Raw genomic sequence first — 19,030 nt, 5'->3', positions numbered from 1 at the left:
AACTGCCTACATTTGCCTCGCCCGCGCAGGCTCTTCATTCAATCGATCATTCTCATGGAAGCGTTATCATGCCCCAACATTTATTGTCTGGCGTGCGTAATTTCACCGCCCTCGCGGTCTTTATCGCCGCCGGCAACTGCCTGGCCGCCACCGACCTGCAGGCAGTGGTGGATGCCAATGTAAAACCGCTGATACAGCAGCAGTCGATTAACGGCCTGGTGGTCGGCGTGGTGCGGGACGGCAAGGCGCAATACTTTAACTACGGCGTCGCGGCCACCGACACCCGCCAGCCGGTCAGCGAAAACACCCTGTTCGAAGTCGGCTCGGTGAGCAAAACCTTCACCGCCACTCTGGCCGGTTATGCCGTGGCCACCGGCGCACTCAAGCTTTCCAACCCGGCCAGCCACTACCTGCCGGCACTGGGCGGCGGCAAGTTCGACCACATCAGCGTGCTTAACCTCGGCACCTACACCGCAGGCGGCTTGCCCCTGCAGTTCCCCGCTCAGGCGGATAACAGCCAGCACATGATCAGCTACTTCCAGCACTGGAAACCCGACTTCGCTCCTGGCACCCGGCGCCTGTATTCCAACCCGAGCCTGGGGTTGTTCGGCTATCTGTCGGCGCAGAGCCTGAAGCAGCCGTTCGATCAGGTGATGGAGAAAACCCTGTTGCCCGCACTCGGGCTCAAGCACACCTTCATCAAGGTGCCGCAGAGCCAGATGAGCCTGTACGCCCAGGGCTATGGCAAAGATGGCAAACCTGTGCGCGTCGGCCCCGGCGCCATGGACAGCGAGGCCTACGGCATCAAGACCAGCGCTGCGGACTTGCTGAAGTACGTTGAGGTGAACATGCACCCGGCGAATCTGGATAAAACCTTGCAGCAGGCGATTACCGTGACTCACACGGGTTACTACAGCGTGGACGGCATGATCCAGGGCCTGGGTTGGGAAATGTACCCCTACCCCATCCAGCTCGATGCGTTGATTGCCGGCAACTCCACACCCATGGCAATGGAGCCGCACACCGTCGACTGGCTGACGCCAGCGCAAGCGCCCCACGCCGACACCCTGGTGAATAAAACCGGTTCCACCAATGGGTTTGGCGCCTACGTGGCGTATGTGCCGAGCAAAGGTTTGGGCGTGGTGATATTGGCGAACAAGAACTACCCGAATGCCGAACGGGTAAAAGTCGCCCATGCAATCTTGAGTGCGATGGACCAATAGAGCCGGACGCAAAACCAATGTGGGAGGGGCCCTGTCCCTCGCACCTGTTGACCCTGGATGGCACCAGTGAGATGGGCATCATCACCGGCCCCGTGGAAGCAGCGGGGTTGCAGGGACTGCACTTCAGCACCGATAAGCTGGTGCGTGAGCCGCAAGCGCTGCCGGGGACGATCCGCGCACTGATCGCGACCTTGATGCCGGAAAACGCCTAAGCTCAACAGTCACTTTGCCAGAGGAGACTCCCCATGCAGCTCGAAGGATCCTGCCACTGCGGCGCCGTGACGTTCAGCCTCACCAGTGCCCATCCCTACCCTTACCAGCGTTGCTATTGCTCGATCTGCCGCAAGACCCAGGGCGGCGGCGGTTATGCGATCAACCTGGCCGGCGACTCCAAGAGTTTGCAGGTGCGCGGACGCAAACAGATTTCGATCTACCACGCCCGGCTCAAGCCGGAGGGCGCCAGCCGTGCGCATGCGAGTAGCGCCGAGCGGCATTTCTGTTCGCAGTGCGGCAGTGCGCTATGGCTGTTCAGCCCGGAGTGGCCGGAGCTGATCCACCCGTTTGCCTCGGCCATCGACACGCCGTTGCCGGAGCCGCCGGCGCATACGCACCTGATGCTGGGCTCGAAGGCGCCGTGGGTCGAAGTCAGCGTGCCCAAGGGCGATCTGCAGTTTGATGAATACCCCGAAGAATCCATCGCACAGTGGCATGAACGCCATGGGCTCAGCCGTTAACAGTCTTTGACAGTTTCCCGACAAAGTTCGCAAAGATTGTTGGACGGCCCTTCCCTAGCATTCGAGCATCCAAACAGCCATTCGGGTGCTCCTCATGTTTCGCAGATTGCGCGGTATTCCGCTGCTGGGTTGCCTGCTGGGCAGCCTCGGTTGCCATGGGCAACCGCCGGCACCGCCGCCCATTCAGAAGGGTGACTACGGCGCGATCATCCGCTACCTGCAAGCCCGCATTCCCCGGGCGATCGCCCAAGAGCATATCGCCGGCCTGTCGATTGCCCTGGTCAATGGCCAGGAGCTGATCTGGGCCCAGGGCTTCGGCCTGGCCGACAAGGCCAGGGGCGTACCGGTCACGCCCAACACGGCGTTCCGTGCCGGTGGCATTTCCAAGCTGCTCACCGCCACGGCCGCGCTGCAATGTGTGGAACAACAACGGCTGGCGCTGGATGCGCCGATCCAGCAGACCCTGCGCGAGTTTTACGTGCGCTCGCGCTTTCATGACGACCAGGCCGCTGCCGACCGCGCTGTCACCCTGCGGCGTTTACTCAGCCACCAGTCCGGCCTGCCCAGTGAACACCTGCGTGACCTGCGCAGCACCTACGCCATGGGGCAGATGCCGATGCGCGTGTCGGGGGTTTGGCTGAGCAGCCCGCCAGGCTCGCAGGTGGCGTATTCCAACCTCGGTTATGCCCTGGTGGGCGCGGCCATCGAGCGCAGCAGCGGCAAAAGCTTTGAAGCCCAGTTGCAAAACAGCCTGCTCAAGCCGCTGGAAATGAACCAGTCGAGTTTTGTCGGCACCGCCAGCCAGCAGGCGTTCCGCGCCCTGGGCTACACGGACGGCGTTGCCAGTACCGATGGCCCGGTGCGCGACATCGCCGCCAGCGGCCTGTGGGCAAGCCCGAAAGACCTCGGGCATTACGTGCACATGCTCTTCGCCCAAGGCGTCTACAAAGGCAACCGCGTGCTGGGCAGCACTTCGATTGACGCGATGTTCACCCAGCAGAACACCGGCAATGCGCTGGACTTCGATTGCCAGATGGGCTTGGGCTGGTTCCTCGCCCCATGCGGTGACGAACCCGTCGGCCCCGGTATACGCACCTACCAGCACAGCGGTGGCGGCGACGATTTTGCCGCGCAGTTGAGCCTGCTGCCCGACCAGCAACTGGCCGTGATCATCATGGCCAATGACAGCAACGCCGAAGACCTGGTGGCCGGCCTGGCCACCGACACCCTGCGCCTGCTGCTCCAGGCGCAAACCGGCCACGCGGTATGCGCCGACGACTGCCAGGCGCCCAGCCACGGCCTGAAACTGCGCCACGTGCCGGCCGCCATCGACCGCAAGCGCCTGGCCGGGTTCTACGCCACCGCCTGGGGCGTGTTCCGGATCAAGGATGACGATCAGCGGCTGTCGGGCCAGTTGGCCGGCTACACCTTCGAATTGTTGCGCGACGACGACGGCTGGTTGCGCGCGCAGAAGAAAGTGCTCGGCTTCTGGCTCAAGGACCTCGGCGAACTGGGCCGCGTGCAACTGGACGTGATCAGCGTGCAAGGCCGCCAGATGCTCACCGCCCGCAGCCACGGCCAGCGCGTGGCTATCGGTGAGCGCATCGAGCCGCTGCCCTTGCCCTCGGCCTGGGCCGACACCATCGGCACCTATCAAGTGCTCAACACCCATGAGCCGGACGCCCCCCTGAACGGCATCAGCGTGCGCCTGGAAGACGGCTTCCTGGTGATCCGCGGCCAACTGCACGACGAACCGCTGACCGACTACATCCTGCTGCCGATCGACAACGCCCATGCGGTCCTCGCCGGTAACGGCTACGGCCTGGGCGATACGGTGAGCCGCCAGATCAACGGTCTCAGCGCCTCGGGCTACGCCTTCAAACGCACCCGCTCCCCTCATAAACCCTTGGCCTTCTAACCCCATATGGAACCCTTTATGCGCTCAACCCCCCTGTACCTGTCGCTTTCCTCACTCTGCCTGCTGGCCGCTGCCGACCGCGCAATTGCCGAAGACTGGCAATACAGCCTCAAGGCCGGCATGGCCAACGTGCCCCGCTACAGCGGCAGCGATGAACGCATGACCGCGCCGGTGCTGGGCGGCAAAGTCGTCAGCCCCTGGGGGATCTTCCTCGACACCGACAAAGGCCTGGGCTGGGGCTATGAAGGCAACGCCTTGAGCTTCAGCACCTATATCGGTGCCAGCCATTCACGCAAGGACAAGAATCAAAGCCTGCACGCCGGCTCGAAGCGGCTCAAGGGCATGGGCGAGATCAAGGCCCGCCCGCAAGTGGGAGTGAGTGCCGGCTATAACCTGGGGGGTGTGATTGTCGGCGCAACCCTGGAGCACGCACTCAAGGAAGATGACCACAAGGACAGCGGCAAGGCGTTCACCCACCTGGAGCTGAGCCTGGGCACCACGCTCTACGACGGCCGCTACGGATCGGTCGATGCCAGCCTCAACAGTCACTTTGGTGACCGCAATTACCTGCAGACCTGGTACGGCGTGACCACCGGCCAGGCCGCGCAAAGTCGCTTCAAGGCCTACAAGGCCGGTGCGGGCAATATCAGCAATGGCATGAACCTGGTGTGGAGCCTGCCGATCAGCGAGCACACCCAGTTCTCGACCCTGCTGGATGTGCAATACCTGGCGGATGACGCGGGCAAGAGCCCGATTGTGGAGCGGCGCTTGCAGACCTCGGTGATGGGGGTGTTGGAATACACCTTTTGACCGGGTAAGCCCGTCAGAAAATGTGGGAAGGGGCTGCCCCCTCCCACATTTGCCTCCCATTGTTCTCCAGATACTTACTCGGCATACGCCCACGTCATGCGAAACGACGCCCCGCCCCACTCCGAATCCAACACCTGCACTTGCCCGCCATGCCACTGCGACACCCGCTGCACCAGCGCCAGGCCGAGGCCGAAGCCGCCGGTGCGGCGATCGCGGCTGGCATCCAGGCGTATGAAGGGCTGGAAGATCCTGGCCCGACCTTCCTCGGGCACGCCAGGGCCGTCGTCACACACACGCACTTCGTAGCCCTCGCCGAACTTGACCAGCGACACCTCGACCCGGCGCTCGGCATAACGGATGGCATTGCGCAGCAGGTTGATCACGGCGCGGGCCATGAAGCGCGGTTCGATCTGGATAACGTCGACCTCGCAGGTACGCAGCGTCAGCTGGATACCGGCCGCCTCCGCCTCCAGCGCGACGCTGCCGATCACGCTGTCGAGCCAGCTGTGAGCCTCGATGCGCTCGCGGGTAACCTGGGTGGCGCCGCGCTCCAGACTGGCGTAGGTGAGCAGTTCGGACACCATCTCCTCCAGCTCGCCGAGGTCGGCGTACATATCGGCGATCAATTCGCCCCGCTGGTGCGGGTCGGCCTGTTGCTTGAGCTGGTCGAGCTCGAACGATAACCGTGCAATCGGTGTACGCAGCTCGTGGGACACGGCATTGGTGAGTTCACGCTGGTTGGCGATCAGGCTTTCGATGCGCTCGGCCATCTGGTTGAAGTGCCCGGCCAGCGCACGCACGGTGGAGCTGCGCGGCAGCAGGATGCGCGAGCCGAGGTCGTTGTCGCCAAAACGTTGCGCGGCCAGGCGGATATGTTCCAGGTCGCGCCAATGCGGGCGCACCCAGAAATACAGGACGATGGCCAGGCACAGCCCGAGAAAACCATACGCCCACAGGTATAACCACTTGGGCTCTTCCGGCAGCTTGATTTCCAGCAGTTGCGAGCCACCGTCGATGGCCGTGAGAAACTCCATGAAGTCGCCGCGCACTACCAGCAGGCCCTGGTCCAAGAGCTTTCGTTCGCGCTCGGTGAGGGCCTGGGTTTCCTTCTGCACCAGCTTCAGCAGCAACCCATAATGAGGCTGCAACTCGGCCAGCCGGGCCTGGCGCGCCTCGCCTTGCAGAGGACGCAATTGCTCCACCAGCCCATACGCTGGGCCACGCAGGGCTTCGCGGTTATAGGTCTCGTTGGCTTCGGGGAGCAGTTCGTCGAAGGTGTAGTTGACCAGCCAGATCGCTCCTGCAAGGCCGATCGCCAGAATCACATACAGGCGCAGAAACAGGCGCAGCATCTAGACCTCCCACGCAAACGGATTGAATAGATAACCCTTGCCCCAGATGGTCTTGATGCACACCGGCTCACGGGGGTTGTCATTGAGCTTGCCGCGCAGCTTGCTGATGTACACGTCGACGCTGCGGTTAAGGCCATCAAAGGCGATGCCGCGCATGCGGTTGAGGATGTCGTCGCGGGAAAGAATCTTCCCCGCGCTGCTGGCCAGCAACCACAGCAGTTCGAACTCCATGGTGGTGAGGTCGATCTGCTCGTCCCCCAGGCTGACCACCCGGCAACTGCGGTCAATCGCCAAGCGGCCGAACGCGAGGGCGCCGCGCACCGTCGGCTCCGGCGCCTGGCGACGTTGCAGGGCGCGCAGGCGGGCCAGGAGTACCGGCGGCTTGATCGGTTTGATCACATAGTCGTCGGCACCCGACTCCAGGCCGAGGATGTGGTCGAGGTCGTCTTCCTTGGCGGTGAGAATCACAATCGGCGTGTCGGACACGTTGCGAATCTCGCGGCACACGTGCAAGCCGCTCTGACCCGGCAGCATCAGGTCGAGCACGACGATCTTCGGTTTGAACGCCAGGAACGCCGCGAACGCTTCATCGCCGCGATGCACCACGCGCACCTCAAACCCATGCTGTGACAGAAAATGCGCGATCAGCCCTGCCAGCTTCTCGTCGTCCTCAACGAGCAGGACCTTGCCCAAACCCAGGTTTTCCATAAGTTCTCAGTGTGCAGACGCAGATTGAAGAGCGGGCATTATAGGTGGCAAGCTGGGCAACTAACGTAACTGGCCAGCTGGCGCCGACGAAGCTTCATGCTTTTAAGAGTTTTTAACAAATAGCCTGCAATCTTTAACGCCATTCACAGGGAGTTGTATGCGCAAGGATTACCTGGCGTTCTTCGTTTCACTGTTCCTGTCACGGCTGGCGGACCAGATTCTGTTGTTTATCGTGCCGCTGATTGTGTTCCAGACCACCCACAGCGTGTCCTGGGCGGGGCTCGCGTTTTTCGTTGAGTCACTGCCACGCTATCTGGCGTTCCCGGTGTGCGGGGCGTTGTGCGACAAGTATTCACCGGTGCGCATCCTGCATATCAGCCAGGTTTACCGGGCGTTGGCCTGTGTGGCGGCGGTGGCCTTGTATGGGATGTTCGACGGTATCTACTGGCTGGTGCTGCTGTCGGCGTTGTGCGGGGTGCTGACGACCCAGGGCATCATGGCCCGCGAAGTGTTGATGCCGTATGTCTTCCAGCAGTACAGCTATGCCAAGACCCTCTCCTACTCGCAGATCGCCGACCAGAGCGGCCTGGTGCTCGGGCCGCTGGTGGCCGCGCTGATGCTGGAGGTGTGGGCCTGGCATTGGGTGGTGCTGGGGGTTGCCGGGTTGTTTGTGCTGGCGGACCTGGCGATGCTGGCCTGGCAGCGTAAAACCACGGCAAACCTGGAAACCCATCAGCAGCACCGGGATATCTGGCTGCAACCGCTGCGCATCGCCTTCGGGCATATCCGTAACCTGGTGGAGCTGAAGCGGATCATTACCCTGGCGGTCGGCGTGAACCTGATCATCGGCGTGACGCTGGCCACCTCCGCCGCCATGGTCACCGGCCTGTACGCCGCCGACAAGGACACCTATGCCCTGCTCCAGGCGGCCGGCGCGGGGGTGACCATCGCGATTCTGTTTTACCTGGCGCGCGCCACCTTGCCCTTGAAAGTGCTGGGCGGGCTGTCTTATTCGATGATAGGCGCCGGCGCGCTGATCATGGCGGTCAGCCCCAACCTGTGGGCGTACACCCTGGGCTTCCTGCTGGTCACCGGCTTCGACAAGATGTTCAACGTCTACCTGCGCAGCACCCGTCAGCGGGTCATTCCCGTGCAGGACTTCGGCAAGACGGTGGGCGTGATCACCTTGCTCAACAACCTGCCCCAGCCGCTGGCCGGCCTGGTGATTGCACTGCTGGCTGCGCCCTTGGGCACGCAAACGGTGATCCTGCTACTGACCGGGATCACCGCATTGATCGGCGTGGCCGTGGCCTCAGGCTGGCACGCCACTGTGAAAGCGGAACTCGATGTCGGGTGATTCGATCAGGTCCTGCTCCGCCGCCCTCACCCGCTCGATCACCTGGGCGATATCCTTGGCGTCGCCATACTGGTAGGCCAGCTTCAGGTAACCCTGGAAGTGCCGCGCCTCGCTTTTCAGCAGGCCGAAATAAAACTTGCCGAGTTCTTCGTCCAAATGCGGCACCAGTGCTTCGAAACGCTCGCAACTGCGTGCTTCGATAAACGCGCCGACGACCAGGGTGTCCACCAGCTTGACCGGCTCGTGGCTGCGTACCACCTTGCGCAAACCCGAGGCGTAACGCCCGGCATGCAACTGGCGCAGTTCGACTTTGCGCTTTTTCATCAGGCGCATGACCTGCTCGTGGTGCACCAGTTCTTCCCGGGCCAGGCGCGACATCATATTGATCAGGTCAACGTGGCCATGGTACTTGGCGATCAGGCTCAGGGCGGTGCTGGCTGCTTTGAATTCGCAGTTCTTGTGGTCGATCAGCAGGGTGTCCTGGTCGGCCAATGCGGCCTGCACCCAGGCATCGGGGGTGGGGCAACCGAGGAATTCGTGGATTTCGGGCAGGTTCATCGGGCTCACGGGCAAAGGATCACAAAAGGCCGCCGATTATACCGACCGCGCCGCAGACCACCAGCCACCGGCCTTGATGTGCATCAACATGACGTCTGGCGGGCAGCAACTATAGTTGTTCCACGCCCACCCTTTTGGAGATCCGACCATGCAAGCCATTCGCAGCATCCTGGTGGTCATCGAGCCCGAGCATTCGGAAAGCCTGGCCCTCAAGCGCGCCAAGCTGATCGCCGGGGTTACCGGCGCGCACCTGCACTTGCTGGTCTGCGACCGGAAACACGAGCACTCGGCGCTGTTGAGCCTGCTCAAGTCCGGTTTGCAGGAGGACGGTTACAGCGTCAGCACGGAGCAGGCGTGGAACGAAAGCCTGCATGACACCATTATCGAGGTGCAGCAGGCTGAAGGCTGCGGGCTGGTGATCAAGCAGCACTTTCCCGACAGCCCGCTGAAAAAAGCGCTGCTGACACCGGCGGACTGGAAGCTGCTGCGCTTCTGCCCGACGCCGGTGTTGCTGGTCAAGACGTCCACGCCTTGGGCGGAGAGAGTGATTCTGGCGGCGATTGATGTGGGCAATACCGATGCCGAGCACCGCTCGCTGCATAATTCGATCATCGATCACGGCTTTGATATCGCCAGCCTGGCGAAGGCGCAGTTGCACGTGATCAGCGCCCACCCATCGCCGATGTTGTCGGCGGCGGACCCGACGTTTCAACTCAAGGAAACCATCGAGGCGCGCTATCGCGAGCAGTGCAAGGCGTTCCAGGCGGAATTCGATGTGGATGACGCACACCTGCATATCGAGGAAGGCCCGGCGGATGTGCTGATTCCCTTCGCGGCGCATAAATGGCAGGCGGCCGTGACCATTATCGGCACCGTGGCGCGCACCGGGATTTCCGGGGCGCTGATCGGCAATACGGCGGAGGTCATACTGGATGCGGTGGAAAGTGATGTGCTGGTGCTCAAGCCGCAGACATTGATGGATCACCTGGAAGAACTGGCGACCAAGGCCTGACGCCGATCCCCCAGACACCCGAGATCCAATGTGGGAGGGGGCTTGCCCCCCCCACATTTGGATGTGTGTTGTCAGTCAGCGAGCGCATCTTTCAGGAACGCCGGGGCGATATAGCGCTGGTAATGCGCCTCGGACAGGATAAAGAACTCACGGTCGATGGCATCGCGCAGTTCCGGCAAGGGCCAGTCGCGAAACTCCGGCAACAGCACCATGCCGTACGCTTCCAGGTTATTGATCACCCGCGCCCCGCGGGCAATCAGCTGGTACGCCCAGCAGTACTCGGACTGGTGCGGCACGAAACGGATCTTGCGCTGCTCCAGTTGGCCGCGCAGGGTCTTGGGGTCGAAAATCTCGAGCTTGCCGGCCATCACCTGCACCAAGAGTTGCTCCAGCCGCAGCCAGACCGCGCGTTTTTCTTCTTCGTTATAACCATTCCACTGGATCACTTCGTGGTGGAAGCGCTTGCAGCCACGGCACACAAGATCGCCGTAAACCGTGGAGCAGAGACCGACGCAGGGGGTCTTGATGGTTTGGTTGGACATGGGCAACAACACGCAAATCAGCGAAACAGTGCGCCATGTTAGCCCTTTGTCTAAGGTTGTTCACCCAGCAAACTTGGTGATGCAACTTACCTTTAGAAATTTTTTGCCGTAGAATCATCCGGCCTTGTAAGGCGCCAATAATCCGCTGGAAGCTGTTTTCAAAGCGTCACGAGCACAGTCGTTCCTTCAGAACGGTGTTGGCGATGGTTATCACCCGGTAGGTAATAGCCAGCGCCAACCCTCATCAGTTCCGTTCTGCAGGCGTAAAACTTTGAAAGCAGCTTCTGTAAGGAATGCCGGCAGCGCTGGCTTTGCGGCCCAAAAAGCCCCCGAGCGCATGCGTGCCGTTCATTTCTGGATGAGCGTCCCGTGGGACCACTGATGAGGGTAATAACTGTGCTTGAAGCCTACCGCAAACATATCGAAGAGCGTGCAGCACTGGGTATCGTTCCCCAGCCGCTTAACGCCGAACAAACCGCAGGCCTGGTCGAGCTGCTGAAGAATCCTCCGGCTGGCGAAGAAGAATTCCTCGTTGACCTGATCACCAACCGCATTCCACCAGGCGTTGACGAAGCTGCCTACGTCAAGGCCGGTTTCCTGTCTGCCCTGGCCAAGGGCGAAGCCACTTCCCCCCTGATCGACAAGAAACGCGCTGTTGAACTGCTCGGCACCATGCAGGGCGGCTACAACATCGTGACTTTGGTCGAGCTGCTGGACGACGCCGAGCTGGCGCCTGTCGCGGCCGCCCAACTCAAGCACACCCTGCTGATGTTCGACGCGTTTCACGACGTCGCCGAAAAAGCCCGCAACGGCAACGAGCACGCCAAAGGCGTGATCCAGTCCTGGGCTGACGGCGAGTGGTTCCGCAACCGCCCGACCCTGGCCGACAAGATCAGCCTGCGCGTGTTCAAGGTCACCGGCGAAACCAACACCGACGACCTGTCCCCTGCCCCGGACGCCTGGTCCCGCCCTGACATCCCGCTGCACGCCCTGGCCATGCTGAAAATGGCACGTGAAGGCATCGTGCCGGACGAGCAAGGCAAGACCGGCCCGATGAAGCAGATCGAAGAAATGCGCGGCCAAGGCTTCCCGATCGCCTACGTCGGTGACGTGGTCGGTACCGGTTCTTCGCGTAAATCCGCTACCAACTCGGTACTGTGGTTCTTCGGCGACGACGTTCCTTACGTGCCGAACAAGCGCGCCGGCGGCTTCTGCTTCGGCAGCAAGATCGCTCCAATCTTCTACAACACCATGGAAGATGCCGGCGCACTGCCAATCGAATTCGACGTGACCAACATGAACATGGGCGACGTGATCGACCTGTACCCTCATGCTGGCAAAGTCTGCAAACACGGCACCGACGAAGTCCTGACCACCTTCGAAATGAAGACGCCGGTCCTGTTGGACGAAGTTCGCGCCGGTGGCCGTATCCCGCTTATCATCGGCCGTGGCCTGACCGACAAGGCTCGCGCCGAGCTGGGCCTGGGCCCTACCGACCTGTTCAAGCTGCCTGAAGCACCGGTCGACACCGGCAAGGGTTTCACCCTGGCCCAGAAAATGGTCGGCAAGGCGTGCGGCCTGCCGGAAGGCAAAGGCGTTCGTCCAGGTACGTACTGCGAACCGAAGATGACCACCGTGGGTTCCCAGGACACCACCGGTCCGATGACCCGTGACGAGCTGAAAGACCTGGCGTGCCTGGGCTTCTCGACCGACCTGGTGATGCAGTCCTTCTGCCACACCGCGGCGTATCCAAAGCCGATCGACGTGACCACCCACCACACCCTGCCTGACTTCATCATGACCCGTGGCGGTGTATCGCTGCGTCCAGGCGACGGCATCATCCACAGCTGGCTGAACCGCATGCTGCTGCCGGATACCGTCGGCACCGGTGGTGACTCCCACACCCGTTTCCCGATGGGCATCTCGTTCCCGGCCGGTTCCGGTCTGGTCGCGTTCGCCGCCGCCACCGGCGTCATGCCGCTGGACATGCCGGAATCGATCCTGGTGCGCTTCAAAGGCAAAATGAAACCTGGCATCACCCTGCGTGACCTGGTTCATGCCATTCCTTACTACGCGATCCAGGCTGGCCTGCTGACCGTAGAGAAGAAAGGCAAGAAAAACGCCTTCTCCGGCCGCATCCTGGAAATCGAAGGCCTGAACGACCTGACGCTGGAGCAGGCTTTCGAGCTCTCCGACGCCTCGGCTGAACGTTCGGCTGCCGGTTGCACCATCAAGCTGTCGAAAGATTCCGTCACCGAGTACCTGAACTCCAACATCACCCTGCTGCGCTGGATGATCGGCGAAGGCTACGGCGATGCACGCACCCTGGAACGTCGCGCCCAAGCGATGGAAGCCTGGGTTGCCAACCCGGAACTGATGGAAGCCGATGCCGACGCGGAATACGCCGAAATCATCGAAATCGACCTGGCCGAAATCAACGAGCCGATCCTCTGCGCACCGAACGACCCGGACGACGCCCGTCTGTTGTCCAGCGTTGCCGGCGAGAAGATCGACGAAGTGTTCATCGGTTCGTGCATGACCAACATCGGTCACTTCCGCGCTGCCGGTAAGCTGCTGGAGCAGGTCAAGGGTCAGCTGCCAACGCGTCTGTGGCTGTCGCCGCCGACCAAGATGGACGCTCACCAACTGACCGAAGAAGGCTACTACGGTATCTACGGCAAGGCTGGCGCGCGCATGGAAATGCCGGGCTGCTCGCTGTGCATGGGTAACCAGGCACGTGTAGAGCCGAACTCGACCGTGGTATCGACGTCGACCCGTAACTTCCCGAACCGTCTGGGTGATGGCGCGAACGTCTACCTGGCTTCGGCTGAGCTGGCGGCAGTCGCCTCCACCCTGGGTCGCCTGCCGACCGTCGAAGAGTACATGGGCTACGCAGCGAAACTGGACACCATGGCCAGTGACGTCTACCGCTACCTGAACTTCGACCAGATCGCCGAGTTCCGCAAAATCGCAGCAAGCGCCAACATCCCGGTGATTCAAGCTTAACGGTGTGTTGATGTGAAAGACGCCGCGTATCGCAAGGTACGCGGCGTTTTTTTATGCCTGGAATACAAACACACTCAGTTCCGTCACTGACCCACCGCTATCGGGGGCAAGCCCCACGCGTCACGCTTTGCTCACCTCAAGCGCCAGCTGCACCGCGCCATCGACGCTCAAGCCACTGAGCAGCACATGGGGCGCCAATGCTTCAGGCAACCCCTGCAACACCTCACGGGCCTCATGCCGCACGCGGGCCAGCACCAGGCGCTTGCCCTCCCCGTGCACCTGGGCAAAAAACGCCGCCAGCGCTTCGATGCTGGTGCCGTCGAGGTCCGGCGATTCTTCCAGGCTCAACACCACCGCCTCGACCGGCGACTGACGCATCAGGCGCAAGGCCGCGCCCAGGATGCGCTCGGCATTGGCAAAAAACAGCGCTTCGCTGGGCCGTACGATCAATACCCCCGGCACGGCCAGGGCATCGACATGGTGCTGGCGGTCGACAAAGTCATGGCTGCCACCCAGGCGGCCCAGCACTTGAATGTCGGCTGACGACATCTGGCGCAGCATCAACATCACACTGATCGCGACCGCGAGCAGCAGACCATCCAGCACGCCCAGCACCAGCACCGCCGTCACCGCACAGATCACCAGCACGCGATCGCGGCGCCACAGGAAATAACGCCCCAACGGCTGCAAGCTCAAGCCTCGACCCAGGGCATAGATGACGACCGCCGCCAGCACCGGCTCCGGCGTGAGCGCAACGTAGGGCAGCACCGTCAGCACGATCAGCAATATCACCAGCGCCGCGACAATCCCCGCCAGGCGCGAATAGGCGCCGGCCGCCTCGTTGGCCGAGGTCGCCGAATACCCGGCACCGGCCGGCATGCCGTGGAACAGACCGGAGACCAGATTGGCCGCGCCCAGCGCCAGCAGGTCACGGTTGGATGACACGCGGTCGCCATGCTTGAGCGCGAACGAACTGATAGAGCCGTAGGACTCTGCGTACAGGATCATCACCAGCGCAAACGCCAATTCCCCCAGGCGCAGCCAGTCGGCAAACGGCAGTACCGGCAAATGCCCCAGCTCCAGGCGCAGGTCGATCATGCCGATCTGCGCCACGCCATAGGCCTGCAGGTCCAGGTACTGCCCGGCAGCAATGCCGAGCACCACGACCACCAGGCCACCGGGCAGGCGCGGGAAGCGTGCGCACAGCCACAACACCAGCAACGCCAGCGCCGCCACCAGTGCCGCCGGCCAATTCCAGCGCGGTAGCTGCTCCAGCAACTGCGGCAGAAAACGGATCAGGTTGTTATCGGTCAGGTGCACGCCCACCACACTGGCCAATTGTTTAAGGATGATGGTCAGCGCCAGGCCGAAGGCGAAGCCACGCAACACCGGCTTGGCGATAAACGAGGTGACGCCGCCAAGCTTGAACAGGCCGGCCAACAGGAAAAACACCCCGGTCAGCAACACCAGCCCGAAGGCCAGGGACAGCCTCAATGTCGGGTCATCCCCCGCCAGGCTGGCCGTGGCGGCCGCCAACACCGCTGCCGACGACGAGGTGGCCGAGACAATCGCAAAGCGGCTGGTGCCGAACAGGCCGTAGCACACCAACCCGGCAAACAGCGCGATCACCCCGGCCTGGGGCGGCAGCGCGGCAATACTGGAATAGGCAACGGCCTCCGGCAGCAGCAAACCGGCGATGGATAAACCGGCCAGCACGTCTTGGATGCGGTTCGACGGTACGACAACGGGCGCATCGGTTTCAGTCTTCAATCGGCCCAACCCATCCTGGCAAAAAGCGTGCGTAAGCTTAGCCCTCATTGCCCGGCTGCGGTTGAGCCGCGTCAGCTTTTGCGCAGGCAAAAAAAAGCCGATTCGTGCTGTGCACGAATCGGCCTGTTTGCGTACGCCCCGGTGTCAGGACATCAGCGAGTAAATCAATGCAGTAATCGCCACCAGGCCCACCCCCGTGACAAACACGTTGGACGCCTGCCCACGGTACTTAGCCATGGCCGGCACCTTGCGGATCGCGTACATCGGCATCAGGAACAGGATCGATGCAATGATCGGCCCGCCCAGGGTCTGGATCATGCCGAGGATGCTTGGGTTCAGCGTGGCCACGATCCAGCACACCACCAGCATGAAGGCGGCGGTCATGCGGTCGAGGGTCTTGGCGGCCGGGCGGCGACCGCTTTTGAGCACCAGGCCCTTGAGGCCTTCGCTGGCACCGATGTAGTGGCCCAGGAACGACTTGGCAATCGCCACGAACGCGATCAACGGCGCGGCAAACGCGATGGTCGGGTTGTTGAAGTGGTTGGCCAGGTACGACAGGATCGACAGGTTCTGCGCTTTCGCCTCACCCAACTGCGCCGGCGACAGGGTCAGCACGCAGCTGAACACGAAGAACAGCACCATCACCACCATCAACAGGTGCGCGCGGGACAGGATCTGCGAACTGCGTTCATCGGCGTGTTCGCCATACTGGCGCTTCTGGTCGACTGCGAACGCCGAGATGATCGGCGAGTGGTTGAACGAGAACACCATCACCGGAATCGCCAGCCATAGGGTATTGAGCAGGGCCGCAGGCGCCGGGACCACACTCGCAGTGCTGAGGATCCCACCGTTCCAATGCGGGATCAGGTACACCGCGAGGAACAGCAAGGCGACGATAAACGGGTACACCATCATGCTCATGGCCTTGACGATCACCTGTTCACCGCACCGCACCACCGCCAGCAAACCGAAGATCAGCACAAACGCCAGCAGTGCCCGTGGCGGCGGCATGATGTGCAACTGGTGTTCCATAAAGCTGCTGACCGTGTTGGTCAGGGCCACGCTGTAGATCAGCAGGATCGGGAAGATCGCGAAGAAGTACAGCAGCGTGATCAACGCACCGGCCTTGACGCCGAAATGTTCTTCGACCACATCGGTAATGTCGGAACCGGCACGACCGGAGAGTACGAAACGGGTCAGGCCACGGTGGGCAAAGAACGTCATCGGGAACGCCAGCACCGCCAGGATCACCAAGGGCCAGAAGCCGCCCAGGCCGGCGTTGATCGGCAGGAACAAAGTGCCGGCGCCAATGGCGGTGCCGAACAGGCCAAGCATCCAGGTGGTGTCCTGGCGGCTCCAGCTTGTGAGGGTTGCAGGTGTCGTTGCATAGCGTTCGTCGACGCTATTGGCCTGATCATTCATCCGGTCGGATCTCCGCATTTACACGGCCGGGACGAGTCAGAAAAACCTGACAGGCAGCGCCCCGACCATAGAAGGGGCCGGATTGTCCGGGATTCTCGTGAATAAGCAAAGACTTAGCTGAGGAACGGTTGACCGGTGCAGGCGCTCAGGAGCAGCCATAGCCAAGGGTGCCAGGGTGATGCCGCCGGCTTCTTGAATGACTGCCAAGAAGCTTCCAAGAGATCGACTTGAGCGGCTGACTTTAATATTCCTCGTACTTTTTAGAGAAACCTCCTACAGCAAAACCAGATAACTTTCATAGCCAATTAAAATTCAAACCCCCAAACCATTATAATTGTTACACAACCATACATCGCCATTGAGCGCACCAGAACCCCGAACTAACATCGCGCCGCCTCAATCGAAAAAAAAAAAAACAACAACATGCTATTTAAATAACAAGGATTCGAACATGCGAAGATTCACTGTTGTTTTTACTGGTTTGTTAATCACGGGCCTACTTTTCTCGTCCGAAAGTTACGCCAATCAAGCGGCACCTGAACCTGACATTCACGCACTGGCCTCCTCGCCCCAATGGCTGACCACCAAGGTTTATATCGAAGGCGAGCCGGACACCGACGTCAAGGCCAACTACCCCGGCGTGGTCGGTATATCGATGTGGGACCCGCAGCGCAATCGCTATGAGTTCTTCTACACCGATACAGGCCGCTCGAAATACGCCGATGGCGGCGGCGGTTATTTCCTCGTCACCGGCGACAAGCAGACCCATATCCTGGTCCCTGACGTTGGCCCGACCAGAACCATTGTCAGAAGGCTCGAAAAACTCGACAGCAGCGAATTCACCTATTCTCGCGAAGTGCCGCGCGACATGGTCAGCACTAACCCACCCGTTCGAATCTATGTGGTGCACGCGCCCTACACCGGCCCCATGAAGACAGTCATGTCGAACTAATTAAACATTAAGGTTTAGCGATAATATCGAATAACAAGCGAGGCACCTGACAATGAACATGCGCAAATTCTTAATACCTGCACTGCTGGCCGCAACTCTGTTCCCCGGTGTAGCGACTGCACAAACGTCAACAACCCCTCCGGTAAAAAACGCGGCTGCCACGCCGGACAACGCCGTCATGTTGACCGTGTTTCTTAAACACGATCAATCACGCCCGCTGGGCGAGTTGAAAGAACAACTGGCCAAGCAGGCGTTTCACAAAGTATTCCCGCCTGCCGGGGTGGAAGTGGTCAGTTGGAACATCACCATGGGCATCGGGCAAGTCGTCGTGCTGCGCCTGCCGGCGTCGCGGCTGGCAGAAGTCAACCTGGCGATTGAAAACACCGCATGGGGTGTCTACACCACGGAATTCTTCCCCACCTACAATTTCATGCCCATCGCACAAGCAGAGCAGGAAAAGGCACGCCAATGAGCTGTCGGATCAGTCCCTAGGGGCCGTACGAAACACCCTACTATCCGTTGACAGCCGCGCGCGTGACGCAGCATGATCGGGGCCATGAACCTGACTCAGCCATTCCTCACCCGCACCACCACCACGACCGCTCCAGGCGGGTCGTGCGGTTGCCGTGGGTGCTTGAACTAAACACTTCACGGATTCACCCCAAGGCCCCGCCAGCAATGGACGGGGCCTTTTTATTGCTCCGTCGCCTGGCACTCACAAGGAGCAACACCATGACTGACGCCCTATTAATCATCGATATGCAAACCGGCTTGTACGACGCCCCGGACAAACCTTTCGAACGCGAGCGTGTCCTTGCCACCATCAACCAACTGATTGGGCGAGCCCGTGAAGCGAATAGGCCGATCTTCGTCGCCCGCCATACCGGCCCGGAAGGCTCGCCGATAGCAGCAGGCAGCCCGTATTGGCAACTGTGGCACGGGCTGCACGTAGACGAGGCCCGCGACCACCTCTTCAATAAAACCCGCCCCAGTTGCTTCCTGGGCACCGACCTGGCGCAGCAACTGCGCGCCGTAGAGGTCCATCAGTTGGTCATCGTCGGGATGAAAACCCAGTTCTGCATCGACACTACCTGCCGGGTGGCGGTAGAACTGGGCTTCTCGGTGGTATTGCCTGAAGACGGCCATACCTGCATGGACACCCCGGCATTGAACGCCAAGGCAATTATCGAGCATCACAACGCGACGCTGGCGGGGGCGTTTGCGCGGCGTGTGAAAGCAGCTGACGTCAACTTCTGACAAGGCGATTGACGACAATTCATTTAAATCAGGAACGTTAATCCCAAACCGCCCCACCCAGATAACGCATCTAACTTTGGAGATTTCACCATGACCACTTCCTCCCTGAACCTGTCCAACGCCGGTCAGTTGGTCGACAGCGTATCGTCCTACATTGCCGCTCAAATCGATCCAAAAGAAAAGCCCAAGCCACCGCAGACAGATACGTTCCCGTTCAACGGCATTGAGTATTCCGCCGCGCCCAAACCTCGCAACACCATGATCCCCACACCGCGAATTGGCTAAAGCGCCGTGACTCATCAGGGTGGTGGATCCATGCGATGGGTTCATCGCCCCCTCACCGCGCCTTAAAGCCTCTCACGCCACCGTCACGGGAAATGTCGCATACTCTCTCTTCCATCCTGCCTCT

General features: G+C 61.1%; 17 protein-coding genes and 1 pseudogene. 12 read left to right on the top strand and 6 right to left on the bottom strand.

The window, feature by feature from the left end:
* The first annotated feature begins 68 nt into the window (after positions 1–68).
* From ampC to FBY10_RS20155, 5 genes and pseudogenes are all read left to right on the top strand, one after another.
* On the top strand, positions 69–1,223 hold the full coding sequence (ampC, locus tag FBY10_RS20175) for a class C beta-lactamase (protein ID WP_145337572.1): 1,155 nt from the start codon (positions 69–71) through the stop codon (positions 1,221–1,223).
* Between the two features lie 53 nt (positions 1,224–1,276).
* Positions 1,277–1,366, top strand: a pseudogene (locus tag FBY10_RS20170) (LysR family transcriptional regulator); the annotation flags it as partial.
* 102 nt (positions 1,367–1,468) lie between these two features.
* Entirely contained in the window at positions 1,469–1,957 is a 489-nt protein-coding gene (locus tag FBY10_RS20165) for a GFA family protein (RefSeq protein ID WP_145337571.1), read from the top strand.
* 94 nt (positions 1,958–2,051) lie between these two features.
* Complete coding sequence (locus FBY10_RS20160) at positions 2,052–3,875, top strand: serine hydrolase (RefSeq protein ID WP_145337570.1); 1,824 nt, start codon at positions 2,052–2,054, stop codon at positions 3,873–3,875.
* 18 nt (positions 3,876–3,893) lie between these two features.
* Positions 3,894–4,685 carry a MipA/OmpV family protein gene (locus FBY10_RS20155; RefSeq protein ID WP_145337569.1) on the top strand — a complete coding sequence of 264 codons (792 nt, stop codon included), beginning with the start codon at positions 3,894–3,896 and terminating at the stop codon, positions 4,683–4,685.
* A 74-nt stretch (positions 4,686–4,759) separates the two neighbouring features.
* Here FBY10_RS20155 and FBY10_RS20150 read toward each other — a convergent pair whose 3' ends face one another.
* The gene (locus FBY10_RS20150) at positions 4,760–6,037 is read right to left on the bottom strand and encodes an ATP-binding protein (protein ID WP_131696071.1); all 1,278 of its coding nucleotides are present in this window, start codon (positions 6,035–6,037) and stop codon (positions 4,760–4,762) included.
* Positions 6,038–6,745: a winged helix-turn-helix domain-containing protein gene (locus FBY10_RS20145; protein ID WP_131696070.1), complete on the bottom strand. Its 708-nt coding sequence runs from the start codon at positions 6,743–6,745 to the stop codon at positions 6,038–6,040. It lies immediately after the preceding gene.
* A gap of 157 nt (positions 6,746–6,902) precedes the next feature.
* On the opposite strand from FBY10_RS20145, the gene FBY10_RS20140 reads away from it, so the two are divergent.
* Positions 6,903–8,102 carry an MFS transporter gene (locus FBY10_RS20140; RefSeq protein ID WP_145337568.1) on the top strand — a complete coding sequence of 400 codons (1,200 nt, stop codon included), beginning with the start codon at positions 6,903–6,905 and terminating at the stop codon, positions 8,100–8,102.
* Here FBY10_RS20140 and FBY10_RS20135 read toward each other — a convergent pair.
* Positions 8,058–8,660, bottom strand: coding sequence for a tRNA-(ms[2]io[6]A)-hydroxylase (locus tag FBY10_RS20135; RefSeq protein ID WP_131696068.1), 603 nt, complete (start codon positions 8,658–8,660; stop codon positions 8,058–8,060). The genes FBY10_RS20140 and FBY10_RS20135 overlap by 45 nt on opposite strands.
* Positions 8,661–8,808: 148 nt before the next feature.
* Here FBY10_RS20135 and FBY10_RS20130 point away from each other — a divergent pair, with 148 nt between their 5' ends.
* Positions 8,809–9,672: a universal stress protein gene (locus FBY10_RS20130; RefSeq protein WP_131696067.1), complete on the top strand. Its 864-nt coding sequence runs from the start codon at positions 8,809–8,811 to the stop codon at positions 9,670–9,672.
* Between the two features lie 71 nt (positions 9,673–9,743).
* On the opposite strand, the gene FBY10_RS20125 is transcribed toward FBY10_RS20130, so the two are convergent.
* Positions 9,744–10,214, bottom strand: a complete 471-nt coding sequence (locus tag FBY10_RS20125; RefSeq protein WP_145337567.1) for a DUF1289 domain-containing protein — start codon at positions 10,212–10,214, stop codon at positions 9,744–9,746.
* 396 nt (positions 10,215–10,610) lie between these two features.
* On the opposite strand from FBY10_RS20125, the gene acnB reads away from it, so the two are divergent.
* Positions 10,611–13,220, top strand: coding sequence for a bifunctional aconitate hydratase 2/2-methylisocitrate dehydratase (gene acnB, locus FBY10_RS20120; RefSeq protein ID WP_131696636.1), 2,610 nt, complete (start codon positions 10,611–10,613; stop codon positions 13,218–13,220).
* Positions 13,221–13,340: 120 nt separating this feature from the next.
* Here the strand turns inward: acnB and FBY10_RS20115 are convergent, their stop codons facing one another.
* Both FBY10_RS20115 and FBY10_RS20110 read right to left on the bottom strand, forming a co-directional pair.
* The gene (locus FBY10_RS20115; RefSeq protein WP_145337566.1) at positions 13,341–14,990 is read right to left on the bottom strand and encodes a SulP family inorganic anion transporter; all 1,650 of its coding nucleotides are present in this window, start codon (positions 14,988–14,990) and stop codon (positions 13,341–13,343) included.
* A 144-nt stretch (positions 14,991–15,134) separates the two neighbouring features.
* On the bottom strand, positions 15,135–16,412 hold the full coding sequence (locus FBY10_RS20110; RefSeq protein WP_145337565.1) for a serine/threonine transporter: 1,278 nt from the start codon (positions 16,410–16,412) through the stop codon (positions 15,135–15,137).
* A gap of 451 nt (positions 16,413–16,863) precedes the next feature.
* Between FBY10_RS20110 and FBY10_RS20105 the strand changes: the two genes are divergently transcribed.
* From FBY10_RS20105 to FBY10_RS20090, 4 genes are all read left to right on the top strand, one after another.
* Complete coding sequence (locus tag FBY10_RS20105) at positions 16,864–17,364, top strand: DUF4822 domain-containing protein (protein ID WP_145337564.1); 501 nt, start codon at positions 16,864–16,866, stop codon at positions 17,362–17,364.
* A gap of 52 nt (positions 17,365–17,416) precedes the next feature.
* Positions 17,417–17,836 (top strand): hypothetical protein, encoded by a 420-nt coding sequence (locus tag FBY10_RS20100; protein ID WP_178116774.1) that lies wholly within the window; start codon positions 17,417–17,419, stop codon positions 17,834–17,836.
* Between the two features lie 260 nt (positions 17,837–18,096).
* Positions 18,097–18,621, top strand: a complete 525-nt coding sequence (locus FBY10_RS20095) for a cysteine hydrolase family protein (protein ID WP_145337563.1) — start codon at positions 18,097–18,099, stop codon at positions 18,619–18,621.
* A gap of 90 nt (positions 18,622–18,711) precedes the next feature.
* The gene (locus FBY10_RS20090) at positions 18,712–18,906 is read left to right on the top strand and encodes a hypothetical protein (protein WP_131700594.1); all 195 of its coding nucleotides are present in this window, start codon (positions 18,712–18,714) and stop codon (positions 18,904–18,906) included.
* Positions 18,907–19,030: the final 124 nt, after the last annotated feature.

It is taken from the genome of Pseudomonas sp. SJZ103, assembly GCF_007828335.1.
In the GTDB taxonomy this organism is placed as follows: domain Bacteria; phylum Pseudomonadota; class Gammaproteobacteria; order Pseudomonadales; family Pseudomonadaceae; genus Aquipseudomonas.
Note: the sequence above shows the minus strand (reverse complement) of the source record. Positions and strands in the feature narration are given on the sequence as shown.